This is a genomic window from Plantibacter sp. CFBP 8798 (assembly GCF_014841195.1).
In the GTDB taxonomy this organism is placed as follows: domain Bacteria; phylum Actinomycetota; class Actinomycetes; order Actinomycetales; family Microbacteriaceae; genus Plantibacter; species Plantibacter auratus.
Map to the genome: position 1 here is coordinate 843,275 of NZ_JACYTS010000002.1, position 23,631 is coordinate 866,905.

27 protein-coding genes and 1 tRNA gene are annotated in these 23,631 nt (G+C 66.7%); 8 read left to right on the top strand and 20 right to left on the bottom strand.

The window, feature by feature from the left end:
• Position 1: 1 nt before the first annotated feature.
• The 3 genes from IFU30_RS11000 to IFU30_RS11010 form a co-directional block, all read right to left on the bottom strand.
• Complete coding sequence (locus IFU30_RS11000) at positions 2 to 1,627, bottom strand: HK97 family phage prohead protease (protein WP_192005190.1); 1,626 nt, start codon at positions 1,625 to 1,627, stop codon at positions 2 to 4.
• Positions 1,611 to 2,765 carry a phage portal protein gene (locus IFU30_RS11005; RefSeq protein WP_192005191.1) on the bottom strand — a complete coding sequence of 385 codons (1,155 nt, stop codon included), beginning with the start codon at positions 2,763 to 2,765 and terminating at the stop codon, positions 1,611 to 1,613. The genes IFU30_RS11000 and IFU30_RS11005 overlap by 17 nt, the downstream gene beginning before the upstream one ends.
• Before the next feature lie 90 nt (positions 2,766 to 2,855).
• Complete coding sequence (locus IFU30_RS11010; RefSeq protein WP_192005192.1) at positions 2,856 to 4,292, bottom strand: terminase large subunit domain-containing protein; 1,437 nt, start codon at positions 4,290 to 4,292, stop codon at positions 2,856 to 2,858.
• Between IFU30_RS11010 and IFU30_RS11015 the strand changes: the two genes are divergently transcribed.
• Positions 4,291 to 4,485: a hypothetical protein gene (locus IFU30_RS11015; RefSeq protein WP_192005193.1), complete on the top strand. Its 195-nt coding sequence runs from the start codon at positions 4,291 to 4,293 to the stop codon at positions 4,483 to 4,485. The two genes, IFU30_RS11010 and IFU30_RS11015, sit on opposite strands and share 2 nt — an antisense overlap.
• Positions 4,486 to 4,489: 4 nt before the next feature.
• On the opposite strand, the gene IFU30_RS11020 is transcribed toward IFU30_RS11015, so the two are convergent.
• From IFU30_RS11020 to IFU30_RS11055, 8 genes are all read right to left on the bottom strand, one after another.
• Entirely contained in the window at positions 4,490 to 4,735 is a 246-nt protein-coding gene (locus IFU30_RS11020) for a hypothetical protein (RefSeq protein WP_192005194.1), read from the bottom strand.
• A gap of 132 nt (positions 4,736 to 4,867) precedes the next feature.
• Positions 4,868 to 5,005 (bottom strand): hypothetical protein, encoded by a 138-nt coding sequence (locus IFU30_RS20125; RefSeq protein WP_206757117.1) that lies wholly within the window; start codon positions 5,003 to 5,005, stop codon positions 4,868 to 4,870.
• Positions 5,006 to 5,078: 73 nt separating this feature from the next.
• The gene (locus IFU30_RS11030; protein ID WP_192005196.1) at positions 5,079 to 5,324 is read right to left on the bottom strand and encodes an HNH endonuclease; all 246 of its coding nucleotides are present in this window, start codon (positions 5,322 to 5,324) and stop codon (positions 5,079 to 5,081) included.
• Between the two features lie 3 nt (positions 5,325 to 5,327).
• Entirely contained in the window at positions 5,328 to 6,011 is a 684-nt protein-coding gene (locus IFU30_RS11035) for a hypothetical protein (protein ID WP_192005197.1), read from the bottom strand.
• A 280-nt stretch (positions 6,012 to 6,291) separates the two neighbouring features.
• Positions 6,292 to 6,687, bottom strand: a complete 396-nt coding sequence (locus tag IFU30_RS11040; RefSeq protein WP_192005198.1) for a hypothetical protein — start codon at positions 6,685 to 6,687, stop codon at positions 6,292 to 6,294.
• 2 nt (positions 6,688 to 6,689) lie between these two features.
• The gene (locus tag IFU30_RS11045) at positions 6,690 to 7,070 is read right to left on the bottom strand and encodes a hypothetical protein (protein WP_192005199.1); all 381 of its coding nucleotides are present in this window, start codon (positions 7,068 to 7,070) and stop codon (positions 6,690 to 6,692) included.
• Between the two features lie 590 nt (positions 7,071 to 7,660).
• On the bottom strand, positions 7,661 to 9,097 hold the full coding sequence (locus IFU30_RS11050) for a recombinase family protein (protein WP_192005200.1): 1,437 nt from the start codon (positions 9,095 to 9,097) through the stop codon (positions 7,661 to 7,663).
• Positions 9,039 to 9,428 (bottom strand): hypothetical protein, encoded by a 390-nt coding sequence (locus IFU30_RS11055; protein ID WP_192005201.1) that lies wholly within the window; start codon positions 9,426 to 9,428, stop codon positions 9,039 to 9,041. The genes IFU30_RS11050 and IFU30_RS11055 overlap by 59 nt, the downstream gene beginning before the upstream one ends.
• Positions 9,429 to 9,524: 96 nt before the next feature.
• On the opposite strand from IFU30_RS11055, the gene IFU30_RS11060 reads away from it, so the two are divergent.
• Positions 9,525 to 9,917, top strand: coding sequence for a ribonuclease inhibitor (locus tag IFU30_RS11060; protein ID WP_192005202.1), 393 nt, complete (start codon positions 9,525 to 9,527; stop codon positions 9,915 to 9,917).
• A 25-nt stretch (positions 9,918 to 9,942) separates the two neighbouring features.
• Here the strand turns inward: IFU30_RS11060 and IFU30_RS11065 are convergent, their stop codons facing one another.
• Positions 9,943 to 10,215: a DUF2277 domain-containing protein gene (locus IFU30_RS11065; RefSeq protein WP_192005203.1), complete on the bottom strand. Its 273-nt coding sequence runs from the start codon at positions 10,213 to 10,215 to the stop codon at positions 9,943 to 9,945.
• Positions 10,216 to 10,322: 107 nt separating this feature from the next.
• On the opposite strand from IFU30_RS11065, the gene IFU30_RS11070 reads away from it, so the two are divergent.
• On the top strand, positions 10,323 to 11,066 hold the full coding sequence (locus IFU30_RS11070) for an NAD(P)H-hydrate epimerase (RefSeq protein WP_124769040.1): 744 nt from the start codon (positions 10,323 to 10,325) through the stop codon (positions 11,064 to 11,066).
• Between the two features lie 68 nt (positions 11,067 to 11,134).
• On the opposite strand, the gene IFU30_RS11075 is transcribed toward IFU30_RS11070, so the two are convergent.
• Positions 11,135 to 13,048 carry an anthranilate synthase family protein gene (locus tag IFU30_RS11075; RefSeq protein ID WP_192005204.1) on the bottom strand — a complete coding sequence of 638 codons (1,914 nt, stop codon included), beginning with the start codon at positions 13,046 to 13,048 and terminating at the stop codon, positions 11,135 to 11,137.
• Positions 13,049 to 13,291: 243 nt separating this feature from the next.
• On the opposite strand from IFU30_RS11075, the gene IFU30_RS11080 reads away from it, so the two are divergent.
• Positions 13,292 to 13,373, top strand: a tRNA-Leu gene (locus tag IFU30_RS11080).
• Between the two features lie 52 nt (positions 13,374 to 13,425).
• Positions 13,426 to 14,172, top strand: a complete 747-nt coding sequence (locus IFU30_RS11085; protein WP_064296207.1) for a DedA family protein — start codon at positions 13,426 to 13,428, stop codon at positions 14,170 to 14,172.
• 53 nt (positions 14,173 to 14,225) lie between these two features.
• Here the strand turns inward: IFU30_RS11085 and IFU30_RS11090 are convergent, their stop codons facing one another.
• The 4 genes from IFU30_RS11090 to murI all read right to left on the bottom strand — a co-directional run bounded on the left by IFU30_RS11090 (position 14,226) and on the right by murI (position 17,422).
• Positions 14,226 to 15,137, bottom strand: coding sequence for a cation diffusion facilitator family transporter (locus IFU30_RS11090; RefSeq protein WP_192005205.1), 912 nt, complete (start codon positions 15,135 to 15,137; stop codon positions 14,226 to 14,228).
• 77 nt (positions 15,138 to 15,214) lie between these two features.
• Positions 15,215 to 15,850 (bottom strand): RdgB/HAM1 family non-canonical purine NTP pyrophosphatase, encoded by a 636-nt coding sequence (gene rdgB, locus IFU30_RS11095; RefSeq protein WP_192005206.1) that lies wholly within the window; start codon positions 15,848 to 15,850, stop codon positions 15,215 to 15,217.
• Complete coding sequence (gene rph / locus IFU30_RS11100; protein WP_064296204.1) at positions 15,850 to 16,584, bottom strand: ribonuclease PH; 735 nt, start codon at positions 16,582 to 16,584, stop codon at positions 15,850 to 15,852. The genes rdgB and rph overlap by 1 nt, the downstream gene beginning before the upstream one ends.
• Positions 16,585 to 16,600: 16 nt before the next feature.
• Positions 16,601 to 17,422 carry a glutamate racemase gene (gene murI / locus IFU30_RS11105; protein ID WP_124769036.1) on the bottom strand — a complete coding sequence of 274 codons (822 nt, stop codon included), beginning with the start codon at positions 17,420 to 17,422 and terminating at the stop codon, positions 16,601 to 16,603.
• Between the two features lie 87 nt (positions 17,423 to 17,509).
• Here murI and IFU30_RS11110 point away from each other — a divergent pair, with 87 nt between their 5' ends.
• Complete coding sequence (locus IFU30_RS11110; RefSeq protein ID WP_079705576.1) at positions 17,510 to 18,838, top strand: nicotinate phosphoribosyltransferase; 1,329 nt, start codon at positions 17,510 to 17,512, stop codon at positions 18,836 to 18,838.
• Between the two features lie 43 nt (positions 18,839 to 18,881).
• Here IFU30_RS11110 and IFU30_RS11115 read toward each other — a convergent pair whose 3' ends face one another.
• The 3 genes from IFU30_RS11115 to IFU30_RS20415 all read right to left on the bottom strand — a co-directional run bounded on the left by IFU30_RS11115 (position 18,882) and on the right by IFU30_RS20415 (position 21,936).
• The gene (locus tag IFU30_RS11115) at positions 18,882 to 19,157 is read right to left on the bottom strand and encodes a DUF3039 domain-containing protein (protein WP_064296346.1); all 276 of its coding nucleotides are present in this window, start codon (positions 19,155 to 19,157) and stop codon (positions 18,882 to 18,884) included.
• Between the two features lie 95 nt (positions 19,158 to 19,252).
• Entirely contained in the window at positions 19,253 to 20,824 is a 1,572-nt protein-coding gene (locus IFU30_RS11120) for a hypothetical protein (protein WP_192005207.1), read from the bottom strand.
• Entirely contained in the window at positions 20,800 to 21,936 is a 1,137-nt protein-coding gene (locus tag IFU30_RS20415) for an ATP-binding cassette domain-containing protein (protein WP_441005550.1), read from the bottom strand. Before IFU30_RS20415 ends, IFU30_RS11120 begins: the two co-directional genes overlap by 25 nt.
• Before the next feature lie 55 nt (positions 21,937 to 21,991).
• Here IFU30_RS20415 and IFU30_RS20420 point away from each other — a divergent pair, with 55 nt between their 5' ends.
• Entirely contained in the window at positions 21,992 to 22,453 is a 462-nt protein-coding gene (locus IFU30_RS20420) for a hypothetical protein (protein ID WP_192005208.1), read from the top strand.
• 399 nt (positions 22,454 to 22,852) lie between these two features.
• A complete protein-coding gene (locus IFU30_RS11135) occupies positions 22,853 to 23,545 on the top strand; it encodes a phosphocholine cytidylyltransferase family protein (protein ID WP_064296200.1) in 693 nt (230 codons plus the stop codon).
• Positions 23,546 to 23,631: the final 86 nt, after the last annotated feature.

Here is a 23,631-nt window from a genome sequence, read left to right on the forward strand (position 1 = left end):
ACTAGCTCGCAGCCAGCTTGACCGGGACGACGCCAGCCGGGATTTCCGGTGCGATCGCGCCGTAGCGGTAGACGGAGAAGTCCTTCGTCAGGTTGACGACGTTCTCGTCCTGGAGCGAGACCAGGCCGGACTGGTAGACGCGGATCGCGTCACCGTTCACGAGGTTGGCCGAGTCTCCGGTCAGTCCCGAGTCGAGGACGAACGGGACGCCTGCGAGCGAACCGTTGAGGGCGGTGATGTTGAGGCGACCCACGGTGTTCGCACCCGAGCCGTCGAACGACACCATCGGGCGACCGTCCGAGCCGGTCAGGCCGACGATCTTCTTGAAGACCGAGGACGAGACGACGAGTGCGTCGATCGGCAGGTCGTTGTCCTCGAACTTGCCAGCGCCGTCCACGAGGGCGTTGACGAAGTTCTGCCAGGTCGCTGCGGCCAGGGTTGCCCCGAGGAGGACCACGCCACCGTTCGCGGCGATCGCGGTCCGCTCCGCGACGAGGGTGTTGAACGCCGTGCGCAGCTCGATCTTCGCCCGCTTGCCAGCAGCCTGCGAGAGGGCCTTGAGAGCGGTGTTCAGGACGGGAAGGGTCGCACGCTCGATCCCCTGACGGGACATCTGGGTGCGGCCACCGTAGGTCTTGACCTTGGCCGTCTTCGTCTCCAGCGAGACCTCACCGTAGACGAGGTCGTCGCCCTGGTTGATCTGCTCAGCCACCTGCATGGTGTTCGACTTGAGCTGGGCGAACTCGATGTTGTTGCCGGTCGCCGGGAGCGTGCCGGTCGCGAAGATCGACGCGAGGACACCGGACGAGGTGTCGAAGACGCGGGTCAGGTCACCGACCCAGCCGTCCTTGACAGGAGCGTTGGCCGTGGTGCCGCCCGTGTAGGCGCGCTCCTCGGAGCGGGACAGCTCCTGAAGCTCGTTGTACCGCTTCGTGGTCGCCTCGTCCCCGGCCACGAGAGCCTTGAGGACGAGAGCTGCGGAGCGGGTGTCGACGGGGGCCTCCTCCTCGCGGTTCTGCGTGGAGAGGACGGAGACCTTGCGCTCGGTCTCCTCAGCGATTGCGCGAACCTCAGCGAGGTCCTCAGGGGTGATCTGGGTGCCCATGGGGGCCTCCTTCTGGGTTGGGGGGTTGGTGATGTCCTCGCGGACCTCGGTGACCTTCGCCTTGTCGGAGTAGGCACCGAACGGGACGAGGGAGACTTCGCGGACCTTGACCTTCGTGCGAGTGATGATCGGGACGTCGCCCTCGCGCTCCTCGGTCGTGTACTCCCCGCCGCGCTCGAAGCCAACGGAGAGCTGGGTGACGACGCCGTCGCGGGCGAGGGTCAGTGCGTCGTTGCCGAGGGTGGTCTCGGAGACGCGAGCGGTGATGTCCCACCCGGCCTCGGAATCGCCCGAGGCGGTGAGCTTGCCGATGGGCTCGGAGTGCCGCCAGTACAGGAGCGCCCCTTGGGAGTCCTGGACAGCTCCAGGAGCGAAGCGCTCGACGTAGTAGTCACCGATGTTCGCGTCCGAGTTGAAGGGGACGGCGGTGCCCTTGATCTCGCGCTTCTCGGTGTCGACGGTCTCTGCTCGGAAGATGAACTCTCGAGTCTCAAGCTCGATGTGGTCAGGCCGCTTCGTCATCAGCTGCCCCCTTCGGTTCGGTGGCGGGAAGGTCCAGGGCAGGCAGGTTCTCGATCTTGCGGACCTCAGCGACCGACATGAACCCGGCCTCAATCGCGACCTTGTGAGCTGCGTAGCGAGTGGTCGTGTCGGCGCGGAGCAGGGCCTCGACGTTGAAGCGGACCGTCTGCTGGCCTGGGAGAAGTTCTGAGAGCGCGTCTTCGATCTCGGTGAGGTAGCTCATGAGGCTGAACCGGAGGTATCCCAGCCAGTCCTGCTCGACGTTCTGATAGGTCTGCGAGTTGCCCTCGACGGTGGCGAGCATGATGCTGGACGGCACTCCGAAGAGGCGGGCGATCTGCGTCACAGTGAACGACTGCGCCTCGATCCACAGCGCGTCGGCCGGGCTGATGAAGACCGGCTCGTAGCTGAGTCCCTGTCCCATGACGGCGACGCCTCGGGTACCGGCCTGGGACTTCTCCCACTGCTCCTTGGCTGCCGCTGCGGCGTCGGAGTTGAGCACCTGGTCGCTCTTGAGGATGCCGGTCGGCTGAGGGCTCTTCTCGAACCAGTTGGAGCTGTAGTCGCGGAGGTCGATCGCGCCGCGAAGCTCTGCCTGGGCTGCCTGGATCGGTCCGAGACCGTAGGGCGATCCCGGGACCGACATCAGCGAGAGATGCTTGACGTCGTCGGGGCTGTAGGTCTTCCCGAGGTACTGGTAGCCGGTGACCCTGCCCGAGGTGGTCGTGTCGATCAGGACGTCATGGGGATTCCACACCGTGAGGTCATCGACGATGCCGCGATCGTTGCGGTGGACGCCGAGGTAGGCGTTGCCCTTGACAGCCAGCGAGACGACGACGCGCTCGACGAACTTGCTTCGTGTGATCCCGAGGGAAGGCCGCTTGATGATCGTCGGCGTCGGCAGTTCGGTCTCGTCCCGATAGACCTTGAGGCTCAGCTGCTTCGCTGCGGCTGCGTGAATCTGGACCGCTCTGAAGACCATGCTGAGCCCGAGTGCGTCGCCCTGGCCGACGGCACGAGGAGACGCCACTCGCGAGGGCGGGAGGATGTTCGGAGGATCGCTCGGGAGTGGCGTCTCGGCACGCACCTCAGACGGCATCGGCTCAGGGCCGAAGAACCAATCTGAGAGCTTGCCCAACTTCTTCACCTACGTTTCGTGACACAAACATTCCGTACCTAGATTGTACCAACGTTTGTAGCAGTCAAGCCGGTGAAAGCTCGTTCAGTTTCAGAAGATTTGAAGCGGCTGCTCGGTGATGGTTTCCGCGCCGAGGACAGCCAGCGACTCCGCGATCACAGCGTCGATCTCAATCGAGCTGTCCTTCCGGCTGATCCTGTAGGCATCGCCCTTGTTCTTCCGGATCGTCCGGGGCATCTGCAACGCAAGGAGTGGCGCGTTGTCGTGCCGGATGCGTCTCTGCTTGATCTTCGAGAACAGCGTCGAGGCTGCGTTGATCGCGTCGCCCTGCGTTCCCAGCCGGACAGGCAGACCACGCTTCTTGAGTTCAGCCCCGAGGTCCTTCAGCGAGTAGCCGTCCATGAAGAACGACAGCGGCGAGTGCGCCTGGAGCTGGGCCGCGACGTCCGCCAGCTGCCCGAGTGTGGGGTTGGTGATGCTCGCGACGACCTCGGTCCAGATGACGCCGCGTTCGTCCTTCACCGCTGCGACGATGGTCGCGTAGCGCCAGTCGGGATCACGGTCGATCGCGAAGACCGGTCGACCCTTCGGCATCTCCTCCGTGGAGGCTCGCTGGCAGCGGAGCCAGAGAGCTGCTGAGATGAAGACGGCGGAGGCCGCGACGAAGCGATTGAACCCGTAGCGGAGGATGTCCGAGTCAGGCTGTCCCCGGACGTCGTTGATGACGGTGGCGAGGTCGATGCGACCGCACGCGACCGATGGGTTCGCCTGACAGAGGTAGGTGCCGAACGTCTCGTCGTCCTCTGGGATCGAGTCGGACTCTGACTCCCAGATGAAGTAGCCGAAGCGCTCCCCTGCCTCGTCAGCGGACTGGTAGAGGTGCTTGAGGAGGGTGCTGTTGTCGTCCCCTGCGGTCGTGAGCCCGATGACGATGCCGTTGTATCGAGCGCGGGTGCCGTTGACCATGTCGGACCACAGCTCGGGCTTCGTGATGTGGAGTTCGTCCACGAGCCCCGTCGAGAGGTCGAGGCCCTGGACCGCAGCCGACTTCGACGCCTTCAGCTCGTATCGACCCCCGTCCTTCGAGCTGATGCCTCGGGTATCGGTCAGGCGCTCGAACCGCTTGGACAGCGAGGAGTCGCGGCGGATCACGAAGAGGAGTCGGGCGTAGATGATGCGGGCCTGCTCCGCGCTGGAGGCGATACCGATGACGAGAGCTCCGGCTTCGCGGATAAGGCCGTAGAGCGCGAAGATCGCACCCAGGATGCTCTTGCCGTTCTGCCTGCCCATGCTGATGAGGACCTGCCGGTACCTCAGCTCCCCCGCTCGCGGGTGCCCCTCTGGGTAGACCTCCAGCGCGGCACGGATGAGCCACCGCTGCCAGGCGTCTAGCTGGAGCATCTTCCCGTTGGGGAGCCGCCAGACGAGATCGACGAGCTTGAGGAGCCAGTCCCCGTGGCTGGGGAAATCCTCGCTCAGCGGGGCGCTGAAGCGCGTTGGGTGCCAGCTAGCTAGAGTCTCAGGCATGGAAAACCTCAACAGCTCCAAGTTCACGCCGGAAGGCATCCGTCTTGAGATGTTCCGTCTCGATCCGACCGAGCGAGACATTCGGCAGGAGTTCGTCTGGATCGACCCGGAGGGAGTGCAGACGAAGCTCACCAACGAAGAGCTGATCGCGATCGGTGCACTCCGGGACACCAAGACCTACGGGGACAACTGACTCGTCACAGACCTCGGGCTTCATCGATCAGGTCACCGACCTCGTCTACGTCCGGAGCGGCCCCAGGAGCCTGCTTGAGGAGGTTGCGGTACGTCACCCCGTACTGAGCGACGAGCGCAGCGGTCACTTCCCTGTCGAGTTCCGCTGCGAGCTTCCGAAGGGTGATGGTGGCGGGTGCATGTGCAGGGCCGAGCCACGGATTCGCCTTCATGAACTCCCGAACCGCGCCCTTGAACGTCGTTGCAGCCATTACGACCCCGATCCGGAATGTTTCGACCCTGATCCGTGAAAATCCCAGAAGGGGGCGGGGTCAGCCGTGTGCTGTTCAGAAAAACGGACTCGAGTTGTTGACGATGACAACGGCCGGCCGATCGGAGCAGAGTCATTCATCCGGGATCACCCGGCCTTCCAACATGCGTGCAACGAAGGCGCGGTCGGCCTCGCTGTAGTGGTCAGCGAAGCACGGGTGCTGGTGCATCGCGTCGATCATGATGTAGGGGTCGAACGGCTTCAGCTCCATGACCACTTCCCCACCGCACAGCTTGCAGGTCACGGTCCACGTTACGTCGTCCTCAGATGAGCTGGTCCAGGGTTCATACATGGGTGAGCCACCTTTGGTTGACGTACAGGGTCCGTTGGATGGTGCGGTCCTGCTTGGTGCCGTTGCACTTCTTGCAGGCGGTGATGAGGTTGCTTAGCTCATCCTGCCCGCCCTTGTTGGTCGGGATGATGTGGTCGGCCTCGTTACCCTCGTTCCCGCAGTAGCCACAGATGTAGCCGTCACGCTCCAAGCACTGGAGACGGAGGCTGTCCCACGCTGCCCCTGGCTTCCCTGGCATGGCTCAGCCGATCCGGGTGATGCGGACGCGGGTACGGGTGTGGGCGGTGGTGTCGCCCACGGTGCGGAAGGCTTGGAAGTAGATCGGGGTGTCAGCGGCGAGAACTCGGACGTTCCCCGCCGAGATCGAGCCCCGGTCCTCCCCCACGTTGATGGAGACGCGCTGGATATCAGCTTCGGCGGCGACGAAGGCCAGGTCGAGGAACGCCCGGCCCGTCGCGGCGACGTAGGCCGTGTTCGCTGTGTTCCTGAAGAACGTGACCGTGGAGATCGAGTACAGGCCAGGGTTGGCGATCCGAATGATCCCATCCGCGCCAGCGATCGCCATGGACGTAGAAGTCGAGTTGGGCGCGTCGAGGCTGAAGACGCCGAGGTTGTACAGGTTCGAGTTTGCGGTAGCTGCTGTGCGGATCGCAGTGAACTCCGCATGAGCGAGGCTCAGGAGCCACTGCCCGCCGTCATAGAGCCACTGGGTCTTCGTGGACAAGACGTATCCCTCTGCGCCCTGCACCATCCCCGCCTGGGCATTGCGAGCGTCGTCGTCCACCCAGACGAAGGACTGCCGCTGCCGGAACGAGAGAGCGAGCTGTGTCGCTACAGCGAGGTCTTCGATGTCCTCGTTGATAGGCGCTGCGGGCTCGGAGGCGAGCGGATATGGCAGATTGTCCGGAGACGTAAGAGCGGACATAGAAGATCTTCTACTTTCCCGAGGGGACGCGATCCGCGACCTTGATATAGGCGTTGACCTTGTGCATGCGGTCGTTATGCGAGAGCACGACTGCGGCCGCTCTCCCCTGCTCGACGAGTTCCGCGAACGACGGACAGAGCGTGCACCAAACGACGGTGCTGTACTCAGACCGATCGATTCGAGCCGACATGCTCCCGCCCTCCATTTGTATTACTCATTGTATCAATAGAAGAGACCCCGACCATGCCGATATCTGCATGAAATCGGGGCCTTTCTGGCCCTAATGTGCGGCTTTTCGCCAGGCTCCACTGATCCGTTCGTATCCGATTGGAGATAGAACTTTTCTTATCTCTTCGATGAGACTGAATGAGACTTTCGGCTCATCGATGAGGACGACTGTCGTCTCCTGCCCTACATGGGCCTGACGAGTGGAGGTCCCATCCCGGTTCACTTGACGTCCGTAGTGAAGCCCGCAGAGGCCTTTCTTGATCGTCGCCACAGGCTCACTGCATCCGTCCTCGACACACCAGCGACCGAGGTTGATCGACTCCTGCCGGATCACGTCAGCGCGGAAGCGCAGGTAGTGCTTCTTGCACAGTCCGACGCCCACGATGTGGATGATGCTGTAGCAGTCGTCTTCGACGCAGTAGTTCAGGATTGAGTAGGTGTCGGTCATGATCAGGCCTCGACCGTCTGCGTTGCGGTGGCACTGGGCCGACGGCGCTTGCGCGGCTTGGCGACCGGGACTGGCTTCGCGTCGTGGTCCCGCAGGAAGTTCTGAAGCTCCGTGATGACACTGATCAGCTGTGCGTCGGTTCGATCGTCGTAGTGATTGCCCTTGACCCTGTGCCCCACGAGCCCGGTCAGCCTGACGGCCTGTCGGCGGAGTCGGAGGGTGTGAGCCTGCCGAGCCTTGAGGTCTTCCTTCGCTCTCAGCTTGCTCTCGTGAGAGGCGTACGCCTGCGGCTTGAACTCCCGGAGGAAGGTCTCACTGAGGAAGTCCGGGTGGTTGGAGTTCAGGAAGATGTCTTCAATGAAGTGATCTCGCTGGATGGTCATGATGTTCTCCTGGGTGATCCTGAGCACTCTGGTTACAGCTCTCCCGGAAGTCTTATCCCGGGGGTAGCACTAGGTTTGTTGACGATGTCAACTGTTTTTCCTATTGCTAGTCCCGGGCACGCAAAGTAATGCCCACCCCGTGTTCCGAGTGGCATTCTTGGCGCGTTGAACTTGCGGGAGAGCCGTGGCCTTTGGCTCTGCCTGTGTGATTGGGAGTTCGCTCCCGCAGGTCCATGAGAAGGTCCTGCCCCAACTGATGCGGTGCTGCTATCGAATGTTGCTCTCAGTTGCTTCTATGGAACCACGAGCGCAGAGCGATCGCAATGTCGCCACACAAAATAGATGTAACCCGCACGTTACATTTATCGATAGGCGTTTACGTTGTCATCCAGATATAGGAATGCAGACGTGAAGAAACCCCCGGAGCTAACCTGAGAGCAACCTCGACGGGGGTTTCTGATGGAAAGAGTATCACGAATGGGCTAGGCTTATCACGTAAATCGGGACTGCCGATTTCCTGCTGTGACCACAGCGAAAGGCCCCCAGGTGTTCTCCTCACCTGTGGGCCTTTCTCAATTCAACTTCTATGTCTATCGCAGTTCGACTTGCACCTTGTCTTTCCGTCCGGGGCGGATAGTCACGATGACGAAGGCTCGCACCAGCTCCCTGCGCTCGTCGACGGAGAGTTCGTCGAAGCGCTGTCCGATCGCCCGCTTGGCCTCTGCGGCCTTCGTGAAACTCACGGGGCCTGAGGACCACAGTCCGTCCCTGATCCCCGCGACGATCGATCCCGACGCCGCGTGCGTCAGCTCCGCTTCGAGGGCAGCCTCCTTCGTCTTGAGTTCGCTCAGCTGTGCGCTCGCGTCTGCCTCCGAAATCAGGTCCGCTGCCACGAGTCGGACAAGCTTCTGCCGGGACGCCCTGAGCCTCCCTAGGGCCGCGTGAGCCGCGCTCGTGTCCCGCTCCTGGCTGAGGGTGGACGTAGGGCGGAACAGGTGCGCGTCGATGATCGCTGCGCGGACGAGCTTGTCGGCCTCGTCCACCCGGACGGTGGCGTGCCTCAGCTTCTCTCCGTCGTAGGCGAGTCGGCTCGTGCAGCGATAGAAGACCGCACGCTCCCCCGTCTGTCTGATCGAGCTAGTGTTCGTCCTCATGGGCGCTTCGCAAACGGCACAGCGATAGATGCCTCCACCCAGGTAGCGCGGCTTCGATCCTGGAGAGGTACGTCGCTTCGGGTCGGTCAGGATCGCTTGGACGGCCTCGAACTTCTCCCGGGTCACGAGCGGGGTCCACTGGCCGGTGACGCCCTCGATGATCTGTCGTCTATGCGAGACGAGTCCGGCGTAGCGTGGGTTGGTTAGCACTGACCGGACACCTGGGTACGACCAGCACGTCGCCTTCCCCGTGGTGGGGATGCCCGCTCGGTTCCAATCGCTGAGGATGCGGAAGATGCTTCCGCCGTTGATGATGGTGTCGAACGCCTTCTGAACCTCATAGGCCTCCGTCTCATGCGGCGTCACCTTGTCCTCTGCGTAGCCAAACGCCCGGCCCCCGGCGTTCATCCGTCCCTGGGCTCGATCGTGCGCGTAGCGGGCCTTGAGGCGTTCCTGCTTGACCTTGCTCTCGTACAACGCGAGCGCCCCGGTGATGGAGGCCATGAGTCCGCCCTGGGCTGCGGCGGGGTCGGTGATCTCTCCGCTCTGCGTCATCCACCGGATGCCATGGCGGGCACAGCCGACGCGGATGAGGGAGCTGTCCTCGTCGTTTCGGGCGAGCCGGTCAAAGTGCCGGACCATGATCAGATCGAAGCGTCCTCCGCCCATCCCGGCGACGAGCCGAGAGAAGCCTGGACGGTGCAACCCCTTGAAGCCGCTGATGCCGTCGTCAACTAACTCCTCGACGATCTCGATCCCCTTGTCCCGCGCGAGGGCTCGCAGGTCGTGGAGCTGGGTCGTGATCGAAACCGATTCAGCATCGGAGGTTGCCTGGGAGACGCGAGCGTAGATCACAGCGCGGAGAGGAGTCATGTGTTGTTCTACGTCGTTGACGGCGGAACCGAAACTCGTGATTGTCATAAATGAGGAGCTTGGTCGGCTCGTTGATCCAGATCTCCTCGACACTCGGATCCTCGAGCAGCGGCTGGATCGCCCCGAACCCCGTCACCGCGGCGAGCACCTCGCTCGTCATCCCGTGCTCATCGTCGATGAGCGGCGTCGTGTCGTTCAACGCCCGCTCGTTGTATCGACGCACCTCCTCACGGGCGATCCGCCCCGCTCCCCCACGCCGACCCGGCTCCCCGAACTCCTCACGCACCCGGTCACGCACGCGCGCCGTGATGATCTCCGCCGCTGTCCCCATGCCGCCATCCTGACGAACACCGGCCACACCCCGCAGAAGTTATCCACAGCACCCTCCATTCGACGCCTCCCCGACCGGTCACTAGGCTCGGGGACCGTGCCGACCACCTTCCGCATCGACGGCTCCCGCATCCACGACATCTCCTCGTTCTACGAGGTGATGAACGAGCTCGTGATGCAGGACGAGGACTGGGATCTGGGTCCGAGCCTCGACGCCCTCGACGACGTACTCTACGGCGGGATCGGTTCGCTCCGCGATCTCGACGACGCGCACTTCGTCTGGGCGGACCACGACGCGAGCCGCGCCGCACTCGGCGTCACGGCCACCCGCGCCTGGTTGCAGGAGAAGCTCGAGCGGGGCGCACCGTTCGACACGGCCCGGATCACCGCGCAGCTCGACGACCTCGACGCCGGCCGCGGCAAGACCTACTTCGATCTCCTCCTCGAGGTCTTCGCCGGCCACCCGGACATCCGACTCGATCTCGCCTGACCAGGTGTGGAACCGGCGGTCGCGCTCAGACCGTCGCGAACCGCTTCGCCGAACGCTCCTTCGCCTTCTGCGCCTCGACCTCGCGATCCTTCGGCGGGGCGGTCGTCACGAGGTCTTCGAGCAGATGGCGGGTGATGTGGGCGATCTCCGCGACCGCTCGATCGAACGCCTCAGCGTTCGCCTGGGACGGCTTCGTCGTCCCGCTGATCTTCCGCACGTACTGGAGCGCCGCGGCCCCGACCTCGTCGTCGGTCGCCGCCGGCTCGAAATTGTGGAGGGTGTGGATGTTCCGGCACATGCAGGCATGGTAGCCCCGGCGCACGCCAGGATCCAGAGGTGATTCCGGTGCTGGTCCCGCGCCGCAACCGCTTGCGGCGGTCGACCCGAGCCGGAAGAGTGGGCGCCATGATCAACGGCTACACCGCAGACCAGGTCCGAGCCGCAGAGGCACCACTCTTGGACGCAGGGGAACCACTCATGGCGCGAGCCGCCCACGGACTCGCCGAAGAACTGCGGACGGTCCTCGCCGATCGCGCTGAGGGCCTCGAGGGCGAGGCACCCGACGTCTGGAAGATCCTGCTGCTCGTCGGCTCAGGCGACAACGGCGGTGATGCCCTCTTCGCGGCGGCGGAGCTCGCCGGCACGACCGGTCCGGACGACGTCCCGCTCGACCTCGTCGTGGCCAGGACGGGTGACCATGCCCACGAGGCGGGCTACGCCGCGGCGGTCGAGGCCGGTGTCCGCTTCCTCATGAACTCCCCCGCCGAACCGGACGACACCGCCGACGAGGCCAAGGGCGCCGCGATCGTCGTCGATGCCGTGTTCGGCATCGGAGCAAGCCGGAACCCCACCCTGCGCGGTGCGCCGAAGGCGATCGTCGAGGCGGTCCTCCCAGTCGTGCAGAACTCCGGCGGACCGACGGTCGTCGCCGTGGACGTCCCGAGCGGCATCGACCCCGACGAGGGAAGCGTCCCCGAGGGTGCCGTCCTCCCGGCGGAGGTCACGGTCACCTTCGGCGCGGTGAAGGCCGGGCTCCTCATCCCGCCCGGCTCGGCCTACGCCGGCGACGTCCGCCTCATCGACATCGGTCTCGGGCCGCAGCTGGCCGACGTCACGCCGTTCACGACGCTCGACCAGGCGGACGCCTGACCGACTGCTCAGCCCGGCCCGTCGCCTGGGCGATCGGCAACACCGACCACCAAGGCAGTGCCTGACGCTCAGGAGCGGACGGCGGCAGCCGATCGCCCGGACGCGACACCCGCGAGCGCGTGGCCTGCGAGCGACCCGAGGGTCCGGAGTCCGTCGCGCGACAGCACCGACTCGAGGTGCCCCTGGACCGACGCGAACCCGCGACCACGCATCGCGAACACGTCGCCGGACGCCGCATCGGCAGCGATCTCGACTCCACCGACCGGAGCCTCACCCGCCAGCCGTGCGGTGAAGGTGTTGTAGAACCCGATCAGCGACTGCTCACCGAAGAGGTCGAGGTCGAGCTGCAGCCCCTGTCGGGGCGCGTCGAGGCGTTCGATCGGCAGCCCGAGTTGGATCGCCAGCACCTGATGGCTCAGGCAGACGGCGAGCAGTGGCGCTCCGGCGGCGAGGCGCGCTGACACGATCTCGTGCATCCGGCGGACCCGCGGCTCGGCGAGGTCGAGCGGGTCGCCCGGACCCGGACCGGCGACGAGGAGGTCGACGTCCACGAGCGCGTCGGTCACCGCCGACCAGTGCTCCACGCTGACGGTCATCCCGAAGTGGCGCAGCTGGTGGGCGAGCATCGCGGTGAACTCGTCCTCGGCGTCGACGATGACCGCGGTACGGCCCGACAGTGAACCGACGGGTGCCGGGTGCTGCGGCTGCAACCAGAAGGACGCCAACCGCTCGTTCCGCGCTCGGAGCGCGTCCTGTACTCCGGGTTCCGCCGCGAGGTCGACGGTCGGGCCGAGCTCGGCGGGTGCCATGACGCCGAGCGCGGTCAACACGCCGGCCGCCTTCGCCGCCGTCTCGGCGACCTCCGACTCGGGATCCGAGTGACGGACGAGCGTCGCACCGGCGGGAACGCGGACGAGGCCTGCGTCGTCGACATAGGCGGTGCGGATGAGGATCGGTGCGTCGAGTTCGTAGTCACCGTCGCCCACCGGGGTGAACAGCGCGAGCACGCCGGAGTAATAGCCGCGCGCGTTCCGCTCATGGCGGGCGATCACCGAGCACGCGTTCTGCATGGGCGAGCCGGTGACCGTCGGTGCGAACATCGTCAACCGCAGGACCTCGCGGACGTCGAGTTCGCTCGTCCCGGCGAGCAGGTACTCGGTGTGGGTGAGGCGCGACATCTGCTTGACGTAGGGGCCGAGGATGCGTCCACCGGAGGCACACACCCGGCTCATCATCTTCATCTCCTCGTCGACGACCATGAAGAGCTCTTCCGTCTCCTTGACGTCGCCGAGGAACGCGCGGAAGTCGTCGCCGGTCGCGCCGGAGCGCGGGTGGCGGAAGGTGCCGCTGATGGGGTTCATGGTGACGGTGCGTTCACCGGTCGACGCGTCGCGGGCGACCGCGACGTGGCGCTCGGGCGTCGCACCGGCCATCGAGACGCCCGGCGTGTGCACGGCGAAGGTCCAGTAGGCGCCGGTCTCCCCCGACAGGAGCGCGCGCAACCACGCGAGGACGGCGCGCTCGGCCGGCACCTCGGTCGTCGCGGTGAACTCGCGGCGGATGACGAAGTTGGCGCCCTCGCCGCGTCCGATCTCATCCTCGATGACGCGGCGCACGATCGACGCGTAGTCCTCGTCGGAGACGTCGAACCCACCGTCGACCAGCGGGACCGCGTCGGCGGGGAGTCGCTCGAAGAGCTCGTCGAGCGTCACCGTCTCACGCTCGCTCACCACGAGGCAGCGCAGCGGAGCGCCGTCGTCCATCGCTGCGAAGCCGCGCTCGCGCACCTGGCGATAGGGCACGAGGGTGAGGACTTCGGGCTGGTGGTCGTCGCCGGCGGATCCGAGCGGGATGTCGGCGAGCGACTCGACGTCGACGACGTCGCCCGTGTAGAGGTCGACGGTGTCGCTGCCGTGTCTGCGGAGCACCGCGAACGGGAAGTCGGGGCCGGCGTGCAGCACGCGGTGGAGCAGGGTGGTCATGGTGGTGTCCTCAGGCTGGGACCGATCCGACAGGGCCTCCGAACGAGAACGACCGCCCTGTCAGGCGGTCGAGTCGTCGTGTGTGCACGTGCGCGGTCCGCCTAGGAGGCGGGCCACCAGCTCGTTGCACACGTCGTTCGCATGGAGCCGAGCATACACGGGCCGACCCGGGCTCCGCTGGCCATGGCTCCTCCCCCGAAGCTCAGGACGTTCCCGACCTCGCTCCCGTAGACTGAGCGGGCCGCGGGAGTGGTGGAATTGGCAGACACGCAGGATTTAGGTTCCTGTGCTTTCGAGCGTGAGGGTTCAAGTCCCTTCTCCCGCACGCGACATCGTCGTACGCCGTTCCATCCCTCCCCCTACAGCAGGAGCTCCGCATGGTCCACACCGCCCTCATCCCCTGGCTCGACCCGGAGGGCATCATCACGGCCGTCGGTCCCTGGGCCCTCGTCGTGGTCTGCGCGATCGTCTTCGCCGAGACCGGCCTCCTCGTCGGATTCCTGCTCCCCGGCGACACCCTGCTCGTCATCACCGGTCTCCTCGCGTTCGGTTCCGCCCGCGTCATCGAGATCGACATCTGGTGGGTCTGCCTCGCGATCGGGTTCTCGGCGTTCCTCGGCGGCGAGGTCGGATACCTCATCGGGCACAAGCTCGGGCCGAAGGTGTTCGAACGCAAGGAGTCCGGCCTCTTCAGCATCAAGAACGTCGAGCGGACGAACGCCTTCTTCGAGCGCTTCGGCGCCCTCGCGGTCATCCTGGCGCGCTTCGTCCCGATCGTCCGGACCTTCGCCCCGGTCGCGGCAGGCATCGGCCACATGAACTATAAGAAGTACTCGCTCTACAACCTCATCGGCGCGCTCATCTGGGGCGCAGGGCTCACCTTCTTCGGCTACCTGCTCGGATACATCCCCCCGGTCGCCACCTTCGTGCAGAACTACATCGACGTCATCCTCATCGGGGCCGTCGTCCTCACCCTCATCCCGACCACCTGGCACTACATCCAGTCCAGCCGGAAGGCGAAGGCGCTGCAGGGCACCATCACCGAGGAGGAGCGTCGGGCCGCGGCTTCGAAGCTCGCCGACCAGGACGTCTTCAAGCGCGACCGCGGGAACGACACGGTCTGATCACCGGTGGCGACGCTCGCACGAGCGATCGTGACAGGCGGACCGCCCACGCGTCAGCGGTGGTGCGACTCCTCGTGCGAGGCGTGTTCCTCGGGTTCCAGCTGGAACGTCGAGTGCTCGACGTCGAAGTGGTCGTGGAGGCACGAACCGAGACGGTCGAGCAGCTCCCCCGTGCCACCATCGGCGAACACCTCCTGATCGACGACGATGTGTGCCGAGAAGACCGGCTGGCCGGACGTGATCTGCCAGACGTGGACGTCGTGGACGGCCACGACCCCGTCGGTGCCGAGCAGGTGGTCCCTGATCTCCTGCACGTCCGTGTCGGACGGTGCGGACTCGCTGAGGACGTGGACGACGTCGCGGAGCAACGACCACGCCCGCGGCACGATCATCGCGGCGATCGCGAGCGACGCGATGGCATCGGCCTGAGCGAAACCCGTCACCATGATGACCACCGCGGCGATGATCACGGCGATCGAACCGAGGAGGTCGCCGAGGACCTCGATGTACGCGCCGCGCATGTTGATCGACGTGTCACGGCCGCCGCGCAGCACCTGCAGGGCGGCGAGGTTCGCCACGAGACCGATGACGGCGACGATCAACATCGGAAGGCTCTTGACCTCCGCGTCCGCCGGCTCGACGAGGCGGGACACGCCCTCGATGAGGACCGACACCGCGACCGCGATCAGGATGAGCGCGTTGATGAGCGCGCCGAACACCTCCGCGCGCTGATACCCGAAGGTCTGGCGGTCGGTGGCCGGTCGGGCGGCGACGATCGTGGCGGCGAGCGCGATGATCAGCCCGGTGAGGTCGGACAGCATGTGCCCGGCGTCGGCGAGGAGGGACAGCGAACCGCTCACCCAGGCGCCGACGAGTTCGACCACGAGGACGGTCGCGATGATGGCGATCGCCACCGCGAGTCTCCTGCGGTTGGCGGTGCCGGCGTGTGCGTGATCGTGACCCATGATGCATCAACCGTAGGAGCTTCCCAGCGCCCGCGGAAGGGTTCATGCCGAGATAGGAATGGTCCTGAGTATCATGCTCAGCTGGCGGTCGACGCGGGCCCCTCGGGCACGAGCCGCTGCAGCACCGGGACGAGTGCTCGGAAGGCCAGCGCGCGGTGGCTCAGCTCGTTCTTCTCCGCCGGTGACAGCTCCGCCGCCGTCCGCTGCTCACCGTCCGGGATGAACGCCGGGTCGTAGCCGAAGCCGTTCGTCCCGCTCGGCTCCGTCGCGAGGGCTCCGCGCCAGGTGCCGACGGCGACGTGCTCGAACGGCTCCGTCCCATCGATCCCCGGTGGCACCACGAGGGCGAGGTGGCAGGCGAACCAGGCGGCACGATGCTCCTCGTGCACGTCCCGCAGCTGATCGAGGAGGAGGGCGAGGTTCGCGGTCGAGTCGTGCTGCGAGCCGGCCCAACGCGCCGAGAAGATACCCGGCGATCCACCCAGGATCTCGACGCCGATGCCGGAGTCGTCGGCGAGCGCGATGGAGCCGGTGTGGGCCGCGGCCACCCGCGCCTTGATCAACGCGTTCTCGCTGAAGGTCGTGCCGTCCTCGACGGGCTCCGGGCCGTCGTAGGCGAGGACCGTGATCCCGGGGACGTCGCGGCTGACGAGCCGCTGGAACTCCTCCACCTTGTGCTGGTTGTGCGTCGCGAGGACGATCTCGACGCTCATCAGCGTCCGAGGGCCTCGAACTGGATGGCCTTGAGCGACGCAGCGCCACCGACGGCGAGGTCGAGCAGGGAGTCGAGCTCGCGACGGTCGAACGGGGCGCCCTCGGCCGTCCCCTGCACTTCGACGAACGATCCGCCGCCGGTGACGACGACGTTCATGTCGGTCTCGGCGCGCACGTCCTCGACGTAGGCGAGGTCGAGCATGGGCACGCCGTCGATGATGCCGACCGAGACGGCCGAGACGCTGTCGGTGAGGGGAGACGCCTTCTGCGAGATGAACTTCTTGCCGCGCGCCCACTCGATCGCATCGGCGAGGGCGACGTAGGCGCCGGTGATCGCCGCCGTGCGGGTGCCTCCATCCGCCTGCAGGACGTCGCAGTCGATGACGATCGTGTTCTCGCCGAGGGCCTTGGTGTCGATCACGGCGCGGAGGCTCCGACCGATGAGTCGCGAGATCTCGTGGGTACGACCGCCGATCTTGCCCTTGACCGCTTCACGGTCCATCCGCTCGTTGGTGGAACGGGGCAGCATCGCGTACTCCGCGGTGACCCAGCCGCGACCCTTGCCGTTCAGCCAGCGCGGCACGCCGTTGGTGAACGAGGCCGTGCAGAGCACCTTCGTCCGGCCGAAGCTGATCAGCGCCGAACCCTCGGCCTGCTCGCTCCAACCGCGCTCGATCGTGATGGGACGCAGCTGGTCGTTGGTGCGGCCGTCGGCGCGCGCGATGTCACTCATGGATGTGCTCCTCGAACTAATGGGATGGAAGGTCGATGACGCCGGTCTGGACGAGCGAGACGGTGGAGATCTCCCGGCCCATCAGACGGTTGGCGAGGGCTATGAAGTCGTCGGCACTGCTCCCGGTCGCCTCGTACCGGTGGGTGGCAGGTTCGCTGCTGTCGCGCAGCAGGTCACGGGTGACGAGCACGCGGTAGACGTCGTTCGCGGTCTCGGTGTCGCTTGAGACGAGCGACACCTGCGGACCCATCACGTAGCTGATCGCGCCCTTGAGGAAGGGGTAGTGGGTGCATCCGAGGACGACGGTGTCGACGCCGGCGTGCCGGAGCGGGGCCAGGTACTCCTCCGCGGCCTCGAGGAGGTCGGGGCCGGTCGTGACGCCGGCCTCCACGAACTCTACGAACCGGGGGCAGGCCTGGCCGAACACCGTCAGCTCGGGATTGACCTCGAAGAGGTCCTGATACGCCCGCGAGTTGATCGTGCCCTCGGTCCCGATGACGCCGATGCGCCCGTTCCTCGTGCTCCGGACCGCGGTCCGCACAGCGGGCTGGATCACCTCGACCACGGGGACCGAGTAGCGTTCGCGGGCATCGCGGAGCATCGCCGCCGATGCGGTGTTGCAGGCGATCACCAGCATCTTCACGCCCTGGTCGACGAGCGAGTCGAGGACCTCGAGCGAGTAGCGCCGCACGTCGGCGATGGGCTTCGGGCCGTAGGGTGAGTGGGCCGTGTCGCCGATGTAGATCACGGACTCGGCGGGGAGCTGGTCGCTGACCGCTCTCGCCACCGTGAGTCCGCCGACGCCGGAGTCGAAGATGCCGATGGGTGCGTCGTTCACGATGACCCAGCCTACCGCCCCTGCCGATGGACGTCGCTGACCGACCGATCACCACGTTCTCAGCACGCTCGCGGCTAGGCTGAACTGGTGCACGAGTCCTCAGCTCTCCTCACCGACCGATACGAACTCACGATGCTGGACGCCGCCCTCCACCGCGGCACCGCGGATCGGGAGTGCCTGTTCGAGCTGTTCGCCAGACGCCTCTCCGGCGGCCGCCGCTACGGCGTCGTGGCCGGCACGGGTCGATTCCTCGAACTGCTCAAGCACTTCCGCTTCGGTGAATCGGAACTCGAGTGGCTGCGCGACGAGGGCGTCGTCAGCACGACGGCGCTCGACTGGCTCGCCGACTACCGCTTCTCGGGATCGATCTGGGGCTACCGCGAGGGCGAGGCCTTCTTCCCCGGTTCGCCGATCCTGGTCGTGGAGGGCACGTTCGCCGAAGCCGTCATCCTCGAGACCCTGGCCCTCAGCGTGTTCAACTACGACAGCGCCGTCGCCACGGCCGCCGCGCGCATGACCTCAGCTGCGGGCAGCCGTCCCCTGGCCGAGATGGGCTCCCGTCGGACGGGCGAGCGGTCGGCCATCGCCGCGGCCCGGGCGGCGTACATCGCCGGCTTCAGCGCCACCTCGAACCTCGAGGCCGGACGCAGCTGGGGCATCCCGACGATGGGTACGGCCGCGCACTCCTTCACCCTCCTGCACGACTCCGAGGAGGACGCCTTCCGAGCCCAGATCGACACGATGGGCGCCGGGACCACGCTGCTCGTCGACACCTACGACATCGAGGAGGCCGTGCGTCTCGGCGTACGCCTCGCCGGCCCGGAGCTGGGAGCCGTACGCATCGACTCCGGTGATCTGCCGATCGTCGTCGACCAGGTCCGCCGCCTCCTCGACGAGCTCGGCGCCACGTCGACCCGCATCACGGTCACCAACGACCTCGACGAGCACGCCGTCGCGGCCCTGGCCGCGTCGCCGGTCGACTCCTACGGCGTCGGCACCTCCGTGGTCACCGGCTCCGGCTCCCCCGCCATGGGCATGGTCTACAAGCTCGTCGCGCACCGTGATGACCAGGGCGACTGGATCAGCGTCGCGAAGAAGTCCGCGGAGAAGGCGACCGTCGGCGGCCGCAAGACCGCTGCCCGCGCTTACGACCGGCACGGGGTCGCCCGCGAGGAGCGCATCTACCTCGGCGACGGACCTGCGGGCGAACACGAGGGTGCGGCCGACGCCGCGTCGGAACGCCCCCTGATGGTCCAGCTCGTCGAAGGCGGACTCGTGGACGAGCAGTACCTCGGCGCCGCGGGGACGCGTCAGGCGAGGGAACACCGGGCACAGGCGGTGGCGGAACTGCCACCTCGGGCCGTCAGCCTCACCCGCGGCGACCCGGTGCTTCCGACCGTCTACCTCGAAGGCTGACCGCGGCGACGCGTCTCAGCGTCGGCCGCGGTGCGCTCCAGCGTCAGTCGCGGAGGAGCTTCTCGTAGATCTCCTTGCAGGCCGGGCAGATCGGGAACTTCTCGGGGTCGCGACCCGGCGTCCACTTCTTGCCGCAGAGCGCCTTCACCGGCTTGCCGCTCAACGCCGACTCGAGGATCTTCTCCTTCTTGACGTAGTGCGAGAACCGCTCGTGATCGCCGGGCTCGATGTTCTCGCTCTCGATCAGCTCCTCGAGCTCACGATCCATGATCGCCGTGCTCCCACCGTCGGGCGTGCCACCGGGATCGATCGTGCTCATCTGCTGCTTCGTGCTGTCATGCTGCGCCATGGCTCCATGGTACCGCCGGACGGCACCCGGGTCTCCTGCGGGCCGATCCGGTCGCCGACGTCGGGTCAGTGCGAGCTGGCGAAGCCGACGATCTCGGGGCTGCGACGGTCGAAGACGCGACCGCCGGCGAAGATCCCGATCGCGAGGACCAGGATGCCCGTACCCGCACCGACCGCGAGTGCCCCGAAGTTCCAGTTCGGCTCACCGGTGAGCCCGAGCACGGCCAGCCAGCCGGCGGGAATCGTGAGGAGCACCGTACCGAGCAGGCTCAGGAACTGTGCGGACATACCGCTGCTGCCCGGGACCTGCGGCTGCTGGAACGGGCTGTCGCCGGGAAGCGACGTCGGATACGGGAACCGCGCGGACACGAAGCTCGCGATACCGGCACCGCTGAACAACAGGCACGTGCTCACGCCGATCATCGACGGCAGGGCGTCCCAGTCGCCGTAGAACAGGATGCTCAGCGTCGACCCGACCGCGATGAGCGGGATGCCGATGAGGAGCACCGGGAAGAGCCGGCCGATCCGATCCGATCGTCCGCGGACCCCCGAGGCGACGTGCAGCCAGACCGCGGTCGAATCGAAGGCGAGGTCGTTGTGCAGGAGCCAGCCGAGGAACCAGCACACGACCGGGAGTGGGACGAGTGCGAGGACGTTCATCGGGATGCCGGCGACGAGCATGGGCACGAAGAAGATGAAGGGCGCGATCGGGATGATCACGAGGGAGACGAGGTACCGAGGGTCGCGCAGCCAGTAGGTCATGCTCCGAGCGGCGATGGCTCCGGACGGGGAACCGGGGAGCAGGTCGAACCAGCCCAGACCGGTGCTGTCGCGGCCCGTCCCGAGGCGTTCCGGCGCCACGAGCAGTCGGGCGACGAACGCCTGCCAGGCGAACCAGAGCAGGGCGATGGTCGCCGCGGTGAGGAGCAGCTTGACGATCGCCGGCGCGATGCCACCGAGTGCGGCATCACCGGGGAACGACCAGACGGCGCCGAGCGGGGTCCAGCTGAGGATGTCAGCGACCCGGCCGAGGACGGCGAACCCGTCGCGCTGCCAGTCCACGGTGGTGAGGGCGATGATCGCCGGGGCCACGGCGATGATGAGCACCAGCCCGAGGACACCCATGACCTCCTTGGCGCGACGCGTCGAGAGGAGGCTCGCGGAGATCGAGGTGGCGATCCGGGCCAGGAGCGCGCAGAGCAGCACACCGAGGACGGCGGAGACCACGGCGAGGACGGCGGGCAACGGCGACCGCGACCAGGTGACCACCGACGAGGCCGCGAGGACGGCGAGGACGAGCGACGGCACCGACACGAGCGCCGCCACGAGCAGACCGGCGGACAGGGTGCGGTTGGGCAGCCCGAAGAGGGAGAACGCCCGAGGATCCAGCTGATCGTCCACACCGAAGACGAGCGGAAGGATGATGAACCCCAGGACGACGGCCGATCCGGCCAGCACGAGCAGGTTGCGGGTGACCTCTGGATCGCCACCGCGCAGCGCGACGAGACCGGTGCTCGCGAGCACGACGATCCACACGCCGACCGCGATCGCGAGGACGAGCCCGACCAGTCGCCAGGGGCTGCGGCGGAACGCGTTGAGCGTCAGCTGCAGTTTCAGTCGGAGAAGCTGTGCAACCATTCCATTCCCTCTGCCGACTTGCGGCCCCCGGCGAGCTCGACGAACCGCTCCTCGAGCGTGCCCGTTCCGCGCACCTCGTCGACGGACCCGGCGGCCAGCACCTTGCCCTGCACGATGATGGCCACGTGATCGCACACGCGCTGAATGAAGTCCATGCCGTGGCTCGAGAGCACGACGGTTCCGCCGTTGGCGACGTACCGCTGGAGGATCTCGATGACGTTCGCCGCGGACACCGGGTCGACCGATTCGAAGGGCTCGTCGAGGATGAGGAGCCGCGGCGAATGGATGAGTGCGGCTGCCAGCGCGATCTTCTTCGTCATGCCCGCCGAGTAGTCGGAGACGAGACGACCGAGCGCGTCGTCGAGGCCGAAGGCACGAGCCAGATCGGCGGTCCGCGACTTGACGGTCGCGGGGTCGAGCCCCCGCAGGACGCCGGAGTAGTACAGGAGCTGGCTGCCGGTGAGGCGGTCGAAGAGCCGCAGCCGGTCGGGCAGCACACCGATCGCCCGCTTGGCCTCGGCGGGATCATGCCAGACGTCGACGCCCTGGACGGTGATGGAACCTGCGTCGGGGCGGAGGAGACCCGTGACCATGGACAGCGTGGTGGTCTTGCCGGCCCCGTTGGGCCCGACGATGCCGTAGAAGGAGCCGCGGCGGACCTCGAGGTCGACGCCGTCGACCGCGACCGTGTCGCCGAACTGCTTGACGAGTCCCGAGATCGACAGGACGACGGGATGTGCGTCGTCGTCGGCAGCCTCGGTGCGCTGCGCCGTCGTCGCTGCGGGCGACGAGGGGGCGGCGGACGGCGGGGTCGCCGCGGGACGACCGACAGGACGCTTCGGGGCTGCCGCCGGAGCGATGACCTCCTCCTGCGGAGGCGCCACCGACACGGACTCCGACGGTGACGGCGTCGTCTGCCGGGTCGTGTCGTCCGCAGCCTGCTCGGCAATGGATGACGCGGTCGTCGGGGTCTCGGTCTGCGTGTCGTCGGGCCGAGGCTCGTCGACGGCGATCCGGTCGACGACCTCTGGGGACGGCTGCTCGGACGGGGCCGGTGTCGTCGCCCGGTCGACCGATCCCGGTGCGCTGACCTCGTCGAGGACGCCGGCCACCGCGGCTGCCGTCTGTTCGGTCTGCTTCGCGGCGCTGGTGCGCGCCGGTGTGCGCTTGGCAGGCGTCCGGGCCGTCGTGGACTTCGTCGTCGAGGTCCGGGCGGTGGTCGTCTTGGCGCCTGCGGCCTTGGTCGCCGGCTTCGCGGCTGCGGGGCGCGCCGTCGTCGACCTGGGCGTCTTCGGGGCGGTGGTCGTCTCGGCCGACTCAGTGCTCTCAGCATTACCGGCTGCAGCAGCCGACTTCGCGGGCGTGCGCTTCGCGGCGGTGGTTCGCGCCGTCGTCGACTTGGTGGCCGTGGTCTTCGCCGTCGAGGTCCGAGCGGTCGTCGAGCGTGCCGTGGTCGTCTTGGGCGCCGGTGTGGTCGCGTCCCCGGACTCGCCCGAGGTCTCGCTCGCCGACGTGGTGCGGGTGCGGGGCGTGCTCGGCCGCTTCGCCGGGGCCTTCGCCGTTGCGGAAGCCCGAGGCGTCGTCGAGCGGGGTGCGCGCTTCGGTGCCGTCGGCGTTGCAGCGCCCTGATCGTCGGAAGCGGTCGTCGGCGCAGGTGCACCAGCGGCGTCGGCGGGGTTCGGCGTGCCCGGACTCGTCGACGTGCCGTCGGCAGGCGCGGGCTGCTGAGCGGGATCTGGCGGAGTCGTGGAAGTCACCAAGCAAACCTACCAACAGCGGCGGCAGCAGCGGACAGCGGAGTCTCAGGATGAACGGTTGACACATCTCCCCCAAGCTGTGTAAACGCCGGGTGGTCGATCACAAAACGACAACGGACCCTGGGAACCCCTGACAGACGGAGTTCACCGCGGCTAGCCTGTATTTTGGCATAACGGAGTGTCTTTCAATGCACGTCTTGGTTAATCCTCGGTGAATCGTCCACAGCATCGTGGCACCGCGTGATTCCATACCCACACTGAGGAGAACAACGTGACCACCCAGGTAGTGATCCTTGCCGCAGGGATGGGCAGCCGTCTCGGCCGCTCGCTCCCCAAGCCCCTGACCGAGCTCAGCGACGGCCGCACCATCATGCAGCAGCAGTTCGACAACATCCACCACGCGTTCGGAGCGAGCGCCAAGGTGACGATCGTCGTCGGCTACAAGCTCGAGCACATCATCGAGGCCTTCCCCGACGCCTCCTTCGTCTACAACGAGCAGTACGACCAGACCAACACCTCGAAGAGCCTCATGCGCGCCCTCGCGGCGTCTCAGGCCGGCGGCGTGCTCTGGATGAACGGCGACGTCGTCTTCGACCCGGCCGTCCTCGACCGCGCTGCCGCGATGATCGCCAAGGACCGCTCGTTCGTGACCGTCAACACCTCCAAGGTGTCCGACGAAGAGGTCAAGTACACGACGAGCGCCGAGGGCTACATCAAGGAGCTCTCGAAGACCGTCGTCGGCGGGCTCGGAGAGGCCGTGGGCATCAACTACATCTCGTCGCAGGACAAGACGATGCTGCACCGCTACCTGACCAAGGTCGGCGACCAGGACTACTTCGAGCGCGGCATCGAGCTCGCCATCGAGCGCGAAGGCATGCTCGTCGAGCCGGTCGACATCTCCGACCTCTACGCGGTCGAGGTCGACTTCGCCGAGGACCTCGAGCGCGCGAACCTCTTCGTCTGAGGGCCCCGTCCACATCGCACACGAACGCCGTCCCGACGCTGAGCGTCGCGGGCGGCGTTCCTGCGTCGCCTCGATAAGGTTGGTCC

Bases quoted from the DNA above. Each gene is read 5' to 3' on its own strand.
- IFU30_RS11000 (WP_192005190.1), bottom strand. From the start codon at position 1,627: ATGACGAAGCGGCCTGACCACATCGAGCTTGAGACTCGAGAGTTCATC.
- IFU30_RS11015 (WP_192005193.1), top strand. From the start codon at position 4,291: ATGGAAAACCTCAACAGCTCCAAGTTCACGCCGGAAGGCATCCGTCTT.
- IFU30_RS11010 (WP_192005192.1), bottom strand. From the start codon at position 4,292: ATGCCTGAGACTCTAGCTAGCTGGCACCCAACGCGCTTCAGCGCCCCG.
- IFU30_RS11020 (WP_192005194.1), bottom strand. From the start codon at position 4,735: ATGGCTGCAACGACGTTCAAGGGCGCGGTTCGGGAGTTCATGAAGGCG.
- IFU30_RS20125 (WP_206757117.1), bottom strand. From the start codon at position 5,005: ATGGAGCTGAAGCCGTTCGACCCCTACATCATGATCGACGCGATGCAC.
- IFU30_RS11030 (WP_192005196.1), bottom strand. From the start codon at position 5,324: ATGCCAGGGAAGCCAGGGGCAGCGTGGGACAGCCTCCGTCTCCAGTGC.
- IFU30_RS11035 (WP_192005197.1), bottom strand. From the start codon at position 6,011: ATGTCCGCTCTTACGTCTCCGGACAATCTGCCATATCCGCTCGCCTCC.
- IFU30_RS11040 (WP_192005198.1), bottom strand. From the start codon at position 6,687: ATGACCGACACCTACTCAATCCTGAACTACTGCGTCGAAGACGACTGC.
- IFU30_RS11045 (WP_192005199.1), bottom strand. From the start codon at position 7,070: ATGACCATCCAGCGAGATCACTTCATTGAAGACATCTTCCTGAACTCC.
- IFU30_RS11050 (WP_192005200.1), bottom strand. From the start codon at position 9,097: ATGACTCCTCTCCGCGCTGTGATCTACGCTCGCGTCTCCCAGGCAACC.
- IFU30_RS11055 (WP_192005201.1), bottom strand. From the start codon at position 9,428: ATGGGGACAGCGGCGGAGATCATCACGGCGCGCGTGCGTGACCGGGTG.
- IFU30_RS11065 (WP_192005203.1), bottom strand. From the start codon at position 10,215: ATGTGCCGGAACATCCACACCCTCCACAATTTCGAGCCGGCGGCGACC.
- IFU30_RS11070 (WP_124769040.1), top strand. From the start codon at position 10,323: ATGATCAACGGCTACACCGCAGACCAGGTCCGAGCCGCAGAGGCACCA.
- IFU30_RS11075 (WP_192005204.1), bottom strand. From the start codon at position 13,048: ATGACCACCCTGCTCCACCGCGTGCTGCACGCCGGCCCCGACTTCCCG.
- IFU30_RS11085 (WP_064296207.1), top strand. From the start codon at position 13,426: ATGGTCCACACCGCCCTCATCCCCTGGCTCGACCCGGAGGGCATCATC.
- IFU30_RS11090 (WP_192005205.1), bottom strand. From the start codon at position 15,137: ATGGGTCACGATCACGCACACGCCGGCACCGCCAACCGCAGGAGACTC.
- rdgB (WP_192005206.1), bottom strand. From the start codon at position 15,850: ATGAGCGTCGAGATCGTCCTCGCGACGCACAACCAGCACAAGGTGGAG.
- rph (WP_064296204.1), bottom strand. From the start codon at position 16,584: ATGAGTGACATCGCGCGCGCCGACGGCCGCACCAACGACCAGCTGCGT.
- IFU30_RS11115 (WP_064296346.1), bottom strand. From the start codon at position 19,157: ATGAGCACGATCGATCCCGGTGGCACGCCCGACGGTGGGAGCACGGCG.
- IFU30_RS11120 (WP_192005207.1), bottom strand. From the start codon at position 20,824: ATGGTTGCACAGCTTCTCCGACTGAAACTGCAGCTGACGCTCAACGCG.